An 8,426-nucleotide genomic window follows, 5' to 3' on the forward strand; every position below is an offset into this window, starting at 1 on the left:
AAAACCGGTTCAAATGCAATTGGTTGCATCAACCCCTATGCCGAAAGTTTGTTTCCGCACCACGACAGGGCGTCATCTTTCGACCAAACTCAAAGACGAGCGCCCCTCGCTCCCGTCGGGATCGATCGACGGGGAGGATTCGGGCTTTTTCGTGATGCCGGCAAGAGCTTACGCTATATTTCGCCGGCATTGCGATCATGTTTGGAAACAGGCGGTAACCGTTGGCGCGAAAGCATCAGGCCGCGGTGGTTATCCGGACCACGAACAGCGTCGTATCCCGAGCCGGCTCAACCCGCAGGACGGAAGCATCCGACCCGAGCAGCAGCGTGTCGAGCGGGCCGAGGCGAATTGACTGAGCTTCGGGGAAAACAGCTTCGCCCTTGTGACAAAGGATGAGGGTCGAACCGGCGCGGGTTGCGATGTCCACAGGCCGCGAAACCGCCAGACGCTCGACCGAATGCAGCATGCGGCCACGGCGCGTCATGACGTTGAGGTCGGTGATCGGGCCGGCGATCAGCGCAGCACTGGTCGGCAGGTCGGCTGGAAAGGCATAAGGCTGGGAAACCGGTGTCAGCCGGGCCGCCGGTTGGCCGGCGACATCAAGCACCATCCCCTCGCCTTCCAGCACCGACAGCGTGCGGTCGATGCCGGTAAAGCTGGAGAACGGCCCGCTGCCCTCGACGCGCGCCATCGAGACGCGCCAGTCGAACGCGTCGAGACCGGCGCTGTCAGGCGAAACGGCGACCTCGGTCGTCGTGCCGCCGCCGTTCTTCCACGGCATGACGCGGTAGTCAGCGGCACGAAGGATGCGCATGATGTCAGCCGAGAATGCCGGGCAGATTGAGCTGGTGCTCCTTTGCGCATTCGATGGCGATGTCGTAGCCGGCATCGGCATGGCGCATGACACCGGTCGCCGGGTCGTTCCACAGCACGCGCTCCAGGCGCCTGGCGGCGTCCGGCGTGCCGTCGGCGACGATGACCATGCCTGCATGCTGGGAAAAACCCATGCCGACGCCGCCGCCATGGTGCAGCGACACCCAGGTGGCGCCCGACGCGGTGTTGAGCAGCGCGTTGAGCAGCGGCCAGTCGGACACGGCGTCCGAACCGTCCTTCATCGCTTCCGTCTCGCGGTTCGGCGAAGCGACCGAGCCGGAATCGAGGTGATCGCGGCCGATGACGACCGGCGCCTTGAGTTCGCCCTTGGCCACCATCTCGTTGAAGGCGAGACCCAGCCGGTGGCGATCGCCAAGACCGACCCAGCAGATGCGCGCCGGCAGACCCTGAAAGGCAATGCGCTCGCGCGCCATGTCCAGCCAGTTGTGCAGATGGGTGTTGCCGGGGGTGAGTTCGCGCACCTTGGCGTCGGTCTTGTAGATATCCTCCGGATCGCCGGAGAGCGCGGCCCAGCGGAACGGACCGATGCCGCGGCAGAACAGCGGGCGGATATAGGCCGGCACGAAACCCGGGAAGGCGAAGGCGTTCTCGAACCCTTCGTCCTTGGCAACCTGGCGGATGTTGTTGCCGTAGTCGAGCGTCGGCACGCCGGCGTTCCAGAACGCCACCATCGCCTCGACATGTTCACGCATGGAGGCACGGGCCGCCTTCTCGACAGCCTTCGGGTCGCTGACACGCTTCTCGCGCCATTCGGCCATGGTCCAGCCCTTCGGCAGATAACCGTTGATGGGGTCGTGCGCCGAGGTCTGGTCGGTGACCATATCGGGGCGGATGCCGCGTCTGAACATTTCCGGCACGATTTCGGCCGCATTGCCGAGCAGGCCGACCGACTTCGCCTCGCCGGCCTTGGTCCAGCGCTCGATCATCTCCATCGCTTCGTCGAGCGTCTCGGCCTTCTCGTCGACATAGCGGGTGCGCAGGCGGAAATCGATGGAGTCCGGATTGCATTCGATGGCCAGGCAGCAGGCGCCGGCCATGACGGCCGCCAGCGGCTGCGCGCCGCCCATGCCGCCGAGGCCGCCGGTCAGGATCCATTTGCCCTTGAGGTTGCCGCCATAATGCTGGCGGCCGGCTTCGACGAAGGTCTCGTAGGTGCCCTGCACGATGCCTTGCGTGCCGATGTAGATCCACGAGCCGGCCGTCATCTGGCCGTACATCATCAGGCCCTTTTTATCGAGCTCGTTGAATTTATCCCAGGTCGCCCAATGCGGCACCAGATTGGAGTTGGCGATCAGCACGCGCGGCGCATCGGCGTGGGTGCGGAACACGCCGACCGGCTTGCCCGACTGCACCAGCAGCGTCTCGTCCTCGCCAAGCGTCTTCAGCGAGGCGACGATGCTGTCAAAATCGTTCCAGGTGCGCGCCGCCCGGCCGATGCCGCCATAGACGACCAGCTCGTTGGGGTTCTCCGCGACCTCGGGGTCGAGATTGTTCATCAGCATGCGCAGCGGCGCTTCGGTCGTCCAATAGCGGGCGTTGAGCTTGTCGCCGCGCGGCGCACGGACTTCGCGAATGTTGTGGCGAGGATTGTTCATCATTGTCCCTTTCGGATGGCGGCGCGTCAGCGCCCTGCCCAGTCAATGGCGGTTTGAAGGATTTTGGTCAGTGTGGCGCGGATCGGCGCGGCAAACTCGGCGTCATAAGGAACCGGCCAATTGTCCGGCTCGCCCTTGGCCTCGGGCTCGCGCAGATAGCCGCGATCGGCGAGTTCCATCTGCAACGCATGGTAGCCGCCTTGCGGATTGCCGAAGTAGCGCGTGATCCAGCCACCCTTGAAGCGGCCGTTGATGACATAGCTTTTACCGCTTTCAGCCACGATCTGGCCGACCAATGCCTGCAGCGTCGGGTCGGCGGTCTGGCCGTCATTGGTGCCGAGATTGAACACCGGCAGGGTGCCGTAGAACAGGCGCGGCAGCACCGAACGGATCGAGTGGCAATCGTAGATGACGATTTTTTCGTGCAGGCCGCGCAGCCTGACGGCCTGGGCCGCCAGCATTTCATGGTAGGGCACGAAATAGGATATGCGGCGCTGGTCTATCTCCGCCGGCGTCGGCTCTTCGCCGGGCAGGTAAAGCGGATCGCCGTCGAAAGTCTCCGTCGGGCAAAGGGTCGTCGTTGTCTGCCCCGGATAGAGCGACGCGCCGGAAGGATCACGGTTGACGTCGATGACCGTGCGCGAGATCGACGTATGCACCACCGTCGCGCCAAGGCCGGCGGCAAAATCGTAGAGATTGTCGATCCACCAGTCGCAATCGCGGCGGCCGAGCCAGGGCGAGACCAGCCGGTTGTCGATTCCGGCGAGATCGGTGCCGGTATGCGGGATCGACACCAGCAGAGGTGCCGTGCCTTCCGTCACTGTCAGCCAGTCGGTCATGTCAGGCTCCCGAGATCGAAGGCAGTGTTACCGCGCCGGCCGCCTTGATCGTCGCACCGCTGCGCACCATGGCGATCGCCCTTTCCATGTCGGGGTGGAAATGCCGGTCATTGTCGAGATGCGGCACTTCGGCCCGGACCAGCTTGCGTACCGCTTCCAGCGCGTTGCTCGACGCCAGCGGCTGGTGGAAATCGCAGCCTTGCGCGGCCGCCAGCAATTCGATGCCAATCACCGCCGTCGCGTTCTCGACCATGCTAATCAGCCGGCGCGCGCCGTGCGCGGCCATCGAGACGTGGTCTTCCTGGTTGGCCGAGGTCGGGATGGAATCGACACTGGCCGGATAGGCCTTCTGCTTGTTTTCTGAAACGAGTGCCGCCGCCGTCACCTGCGGGATCATGAAGCCGGAGTTGAGGCCGGGCTTGGGCGTCAGGAAGGCTGGCATGCCGGACAGCGCCGGATCGACCAGCATGGCGATGCGGCGTTCCGAGAGCGAGCCGATCTCGCAGACGGCCAGCGCGATCATGTCGGCGGCGAAAGCCACCGGCTCGGCGTGGAAATTGCCGCCGGAAAGGGCCGTGTCGTCCTCGGCGAAGATCAGCGGGTTGTCGGTGACGCCATTGGCTTCGGTGCCCAGCGTGTCCGCCGCCTGACGTAGCACCGTGAGCGCGGCGCCCATCACTTGCGGCTGGCAGCGCAGGCAATAGGGATCCTGGACGCGTTCGTCGCCGACACGGTGCGATTCCCTGATAGCGCTGCCGGCCATCAGATTGCGCAGAGCGTCCGCCGTCTCGATCTGGCCACGGTGCTTCCTCAGCACATGGATACGCGGATCGAACGGCGCATCGGACCCCTTGGCGGCATCGGTCGACAGCGCGCCGGCAACCAGCGCCGACTGGTAGAGCACTTCAGCCTCGAACAAGGCGGCCAGCGCATAGGCGGTGGAGAACTGCGTGCCGTTGAGCAGCGCCAGGCCTTCCTTGGCGCCCAATGTCACCGGCTCGAGCCCGTGCGAGACAAAGGCGACCTTGGCCGGGAAGCGGCCATGCGGCGTAAAGCATTCGCCGACGCCGATCATTACCGCCGTCATGTGCGATAGCGGCGCGAGGTCGCCAGACGCGCCGACGGAGCCTTGCGCCGGCACCACCGGGATGACGTCGTTGGCGAGCATCGCCTCCAGCAACTCGATGGTTTCAGAGCGCACACCCGAGGCGCCCTGCGCCAGGCTGGCAAGTTTCAGCGCCATCATCAGACGGGCAATGGCGACCGGCATCGGCTCGCCGACACCGGCGGCGTGCGACAGGACGATGTTGCGCTGCAAGGTCTCGAGATCGCTGGCTGGGATGCGCACGCTGGCCAGTTTGCCGAAACCGGTGTTGATGCCGTAGACCGGCTCGCCCTTGGCGACGATCCTGGCGACAGCCTCGGCGCTCGCCTTGATTTTTGGACGGCAGGCATCATCCAGCTTCGGCACGGCGCCACGGTAGATGGCGCGCCAGTCGGCCAGCGTCGCGTTGCCGGGCTTCAAGGTCAGTTCGGTCATTGTCCTCTCCAGATGCGGGCATGGAGCGGGTTGAAGCCCATGCGGTAAACGAGTTCGGCGGGTCGCTCGATGTCCCAGATCGCCAGGTCGGCGGATTTGCCAGCCTCCAGCGTGCCAGCTTTGTCGAGAAGGCCAAGCGCACGCGCGGCCTCGCGGGTGACGCCGGCGAGGCACTCATCGACGGTCAAGCCAAAGAGCGTCGCTGCCATATTCATGGTGAGCAAGAGCGAGGTAAGCGGCGAGGTGCCGGGATTGCTGTCCGTCGCCACCGCCATCTTCACGCCATGGCGGCGGAACAAGTCGACTGGCGGCTTCTTGGTTTCGCGGATGAAGTAATAGGCGCCGGGCAGGATGGTCGCCACCGTGCCGGCCTTGGCCATCGCGGCAGCGCCCGCCTCGTCGGTATATTCGAGATGGTCGGCTGACAGCGCGCCATAGCTTGCGGCAAGCGCGGCGCCATGCAGGTTGGACAGTTGGTCGGCGTGAAGCTTGACCGGCAGGCCCAGGGCCTTGGCGGCATCGAAAACGCGCGCCATCTGCTCCGGCGAGAACGCTATGCCTTCGCAAAAACCGTCGACCGCATCGGCCAGGCCCTCGGCGGCAACCGCCGGTATGATGGTTCCGGCGACGAGATCGATGAAGGCGTCCTTGTCGCCCTTGGCTTCGGGCGGCAGCGCGTGCGCGGCGAGGCACGTCGTGCGGACGGTGACGGGACGCTCATTGGCCAGCCGGCGGGCGGCGCGCAGCGACTTCTTCTCATTGTCGAGATCGAGGCCGTAGCCCGATTTGACTTCGACCGTCGTGGCACCTTCGGCCATCAGTGCATCGAGGCGCGGCAGCGTCTGGGCAACGAGTTCATCCTCGCTGGCAGCGCGCAGCGACTTGACCGACGACACAATGCCGCCACCGGCGCGGGCGACTTCCTCATAGGTGGCGCCAGCCAGCCGCATCTCGAATTCATTGGCGCGGTTGCCGGCATAGACAAGATGCGTGTGGCAATCGATCAGGCCGGGCGTGATCCAGCGGCCCTCGCAATCGATCGTCTCGGCGCCCTGTCCTGCCGAAGCCGGCATCGAGGCCTCCGCGCCGGCATAAACAATGAGACCGTCGCGCGCGGCGATCGCGCCTTTCTCGACAATGCCGAGGCCGGCCACACCGTCGGCCATGGTCGCCAGGCGCGCATTGCGCCAGACACGAAGGCCGCTCTTCCCGTTTGCTCCACCCATCATCTTTTCCATTTGAAAGGACGGCGATTATGTATATACATATTGAAACGCGACGCAAGTGGTCTCGTCGCTCAGGCATGCAGATTTGGAGACGGACGTGACGGCGATCTTTGCGCAACAGGCGCTGCTGCCCGAGGGCTGGCAAGGCAATGTCAGGATCACGCTCGATGGAGGCCGCATCGCCTCTGTCGAAGCGGGCGCAGCGCCACAGGCCGGCGACGAGCGCCATGCCATTCTCGTGCCTGGCATGCCGAACCTGCACAGTCACGCCTTCCAGCGCGGCATGGCCGGGCTTGCCGAGCTTCGCGGTCCTTCCGCCGACAGTTTCTGGAGCTGGCGCGAGGTGATGTATCGTTTCGCTCTGTCGATGACGCCCGATCAGGTCGAGGCGGTTGCCGCACAGCTCTATGTCGAGATGCTGGAGGCCGGGTTTTCCCGTGTCGGCGAATTTCACTATTTGCATCACGACCGCGACGGAAAGCCCTACGCCAATCTCGCCGAGATGGCCGAGCGGATCGCGGCCGCCGCCGGCGAAACCGGCATCGGCCTGACGCTGCTGCCGGTGTTTTATGCTCATTCTTCTTTCGGCGGCGCGGCTCCGAACGAAGGCCAAAGGCGATTTATCAACGATGTGAATCGGTTCTCCCGGCTTGTTGAGAAGAGCCGCGAATCGGTTCGCGCGTTGAATCAGGCCGTCGTCGGCGTCGCGCCGCACAGTCTGCGCGCCGCGACGCCGGAGGAACTGACCCAAGTTGCTGCTTTGGCGCCGAATGGGCCGATCCACATCCACGTCGCCGAACAGATGAAGGAAATAGAGGACTGCCTTGTCTGGTCCGGCGCGCGGCCGGTGGAGTTTCTACTGGCCAACGCTGAGGTCGACCAGCGCTGGTGCCTGATTCATGCTACCCATATGACTGATACCGAAACCATCGGTATGGCGAAGAGCGGCTCCATTGCCGGCCTTTGCCCGATCACCGAGGCCAATCTCGGCGATGGCACGTTTGCCGCACCGCTGTTCACCGAGCATGGCGGCCGCTTCGGTGTCGGCTCCGATTCCAACGTGCTGATCGGCCTGCCGGATGAGCTGAGGCAGCTCGAATATTCGCAGCGTCTCGCCCACCGCGCCCGCAATGTGCTGGCCGTGGCCGGCGGTTCGACCGGCCGCGCGCTGTTCGACGCAGCACTCGACGGTGGCAGCGTCGCGCTCGGCGCCGGCGCCGCGCAGATCGCCGTTGGCGCACCCGCCGATCTCGTCTCGCTCGACGCCAACACCCCCTCACTGGCCGGCAAGACCGGCGACGCGATCCTCGACGCCTGGATCTTCGCTAATGGCAGCAAGGTCGACTGCGTCTGGGTGCATGGGCAGAAGCAAGTGAGCGGTGGCCGGCACGCCAAACGCGAAGCCATCGCCGAGCGCTTTCGCTCCGTGATAACGGCGCTTTCGGCATGAGCACGGTCGAGACGACGGATGCGGACGGTGGCGGTTCGCTGCACCAGCGTATCCTGTCCGACATCAGCGAAAAAATCATGTCAGGCGCCTGGGCGCCTGGACATCGCATTCCGTTCGAGCACGAGTTGACGACCGAGTACAATTGCTCGCGCATGACGGTGAACAAGGCGCTGTCGCAGTTGGCGAAGGCTGGGCTGATCGAGCGGCGCCGCCGTTCAGGCAGCTTCGTGCGGCAGCCACAGTCGCAGGCCGCGGTGCTGGAACTTCACGACATCAGGATCGAAGTCGAAGCGCTTGGCCTGCCCTATCGCTATGAGCGGCTGAAGCGCCTGAAGCGGCGCAGCAATGCGGAAGACAGGATGCTGCTCGGGCTGTCCGCCGCAGGGTCGGTGCTATGGGTCGAAGGCTTGCATTTTGCCGGCGAGCGGCCATTCGCACTCGAGCAGCGCCTGATCAATCTTTCGGCGGTTCCGGAAGCCGGGGACGAAGAGTTCAGGGAAATCGCCGCCGGGCCCTGGCTGATCGGCCGCGTGCCCTGGAGCGAGGCCGAGCACCGCATCCGCGCCATGGCCGCCGATGAGACCGTTGCCGATGCGCTCGACATCGATCCCGGCGCGCCCTGCCTTGTGGTCGAGCGGCGGACATGGAGTGCCGAGCATCCGGTGACGCATGTCCGGTTTATCTATCCGGCGGAAAGCCACACGCTGGTGGCGAGATTCACGCCGTCGCAGGGGTGAGTGATCTCCCCCCTTGTGGGCAGGGCTATCGCATATGAGCGATTGCCTGGATGAGATAGTCGTCATTCCAAGCGCATTTCTTGATGCGGTGGCTGATGGGGACTTTGTCGATGTCGGCGGCCTGAAGGATATTTCTGGCGATGCG

General features: G+C 64.8%; 7 protein-coding genes. 2 read left to right on the forward strand and 5 right to left on the reverse strand.

Translation table 11 applies throughout. The annotated features are described in order from the left end of the window. Window positions 1-235: 235 nt before the first annotated feature. The 5 genes from CKW40_RS20630 to hutI are packed head-to-tail and all read right to left on the reverse strand — an operon-like array spanning window position 236 to window position 6,094. On the reverse strand, window positions 236-814 hold the full coding sequence (locus CKW40_RS20630; protein ID WP_095201675.1) for a HutD/Ves family protein: 579 nt from the start codon (window positions 812-814) through the stop codon (window positions 236-238). A 4-nt stretch (window positions 815-818) separates the two neighbouring features. Continuing rightward, window positions 819-2,489 carry a urocanate hydratase gene (hutU, locus tag CKW40_RS20635; protein WP_095201725.1) on the reverse strand — a complete coding sequence of 557 codons (1,671 nt, stop codon included), beginning with the start codon at window positions 2,487-2,489 and terminating at the stop codon, window positions 819-821. 26 nt (window positions 2,490-2,515) lie between these two features. Further along, complete coding sequence (gene hutG, locus CKW40_RS20640) at window positions 2,516-3,328, reverse strand: N-formylglutamate deformylase (RefSeq protein WP_095201676.1); 813 nt, start codon at window positions 3,326-3,328, stop codon at window positions 2,516-2,518. Window position 3,329: 1 nt separating this feature from the next. Then, window positions 3,330-4,868 (reverse strand): histidine ammonia-lyase, encoded by a 1,539-nt coding sequence (gene hutH, locus CKW40_RS20645; RefSeq protein WP_095201677.1) that lies wholly within the window; start codon window positions 4,866-4,868, stop codon window positions 3,330-3,332. Next, window positions 4,865-6,094: an imidazolonepropionase gene (gene hutI / locus CKW40_RS20650; protein WP_179298043.1), complete on the reverse strand. Its 1,230-nt coding sequence runs from the start codon at window positions 6,092-6,094 to the stop codon at window positions 4,865-4,867. The genes hutH and hutI overlap by 4 nt, the downstream gene beginning before the upstream one ends. A gap of 97 nt (window positions 6,095-6,191) precedes the next feature. Here hutI and CKW40_RS20655 point away from each other — a divergent pair, with 97 nt between their 5' ends. Next, the gene (locus CKW40_RS20655; RefSeq protein ID WP_095201678.1) at window positions 6,192-7,544 is read left to right on the forward strand and encodes a formimidoylglutamate deiminase; all 1,353 of its coding nucleotides are present in this window, start codon (window positions 6,192-6,194) and stop codon (window positions 7,542-7,544) included. Beyond that, complete coding sequence (gene hutC / locus CKW40_RS20660) at window positions 7,541-8,281, forward strand: histidine utilization transcriptional repressor HutC (protein WP_095201679.1); 741 nt, start codon at window positions 7,541-7,543, stop codon at window positions 8,279-8,281. Before CKW40_RS20655 ends, hutC begins: the two co-directional genes overlap by 4 nt. Window positions 8,282-8,426 lie beyond the last annotated feature (145 nt).

Source organism: Mesorhizobium carmichaelinearum (assembly GCF_900199455.1).
In the GTDB taxonomy this organism is placed as follows: Bacteria; Pseudomonadota; Alphaproteobacteria; order Rhizobiales; family Rhizobiaceae; genus Mesorhizobium; species Mesorhizobium carmichaelinearum.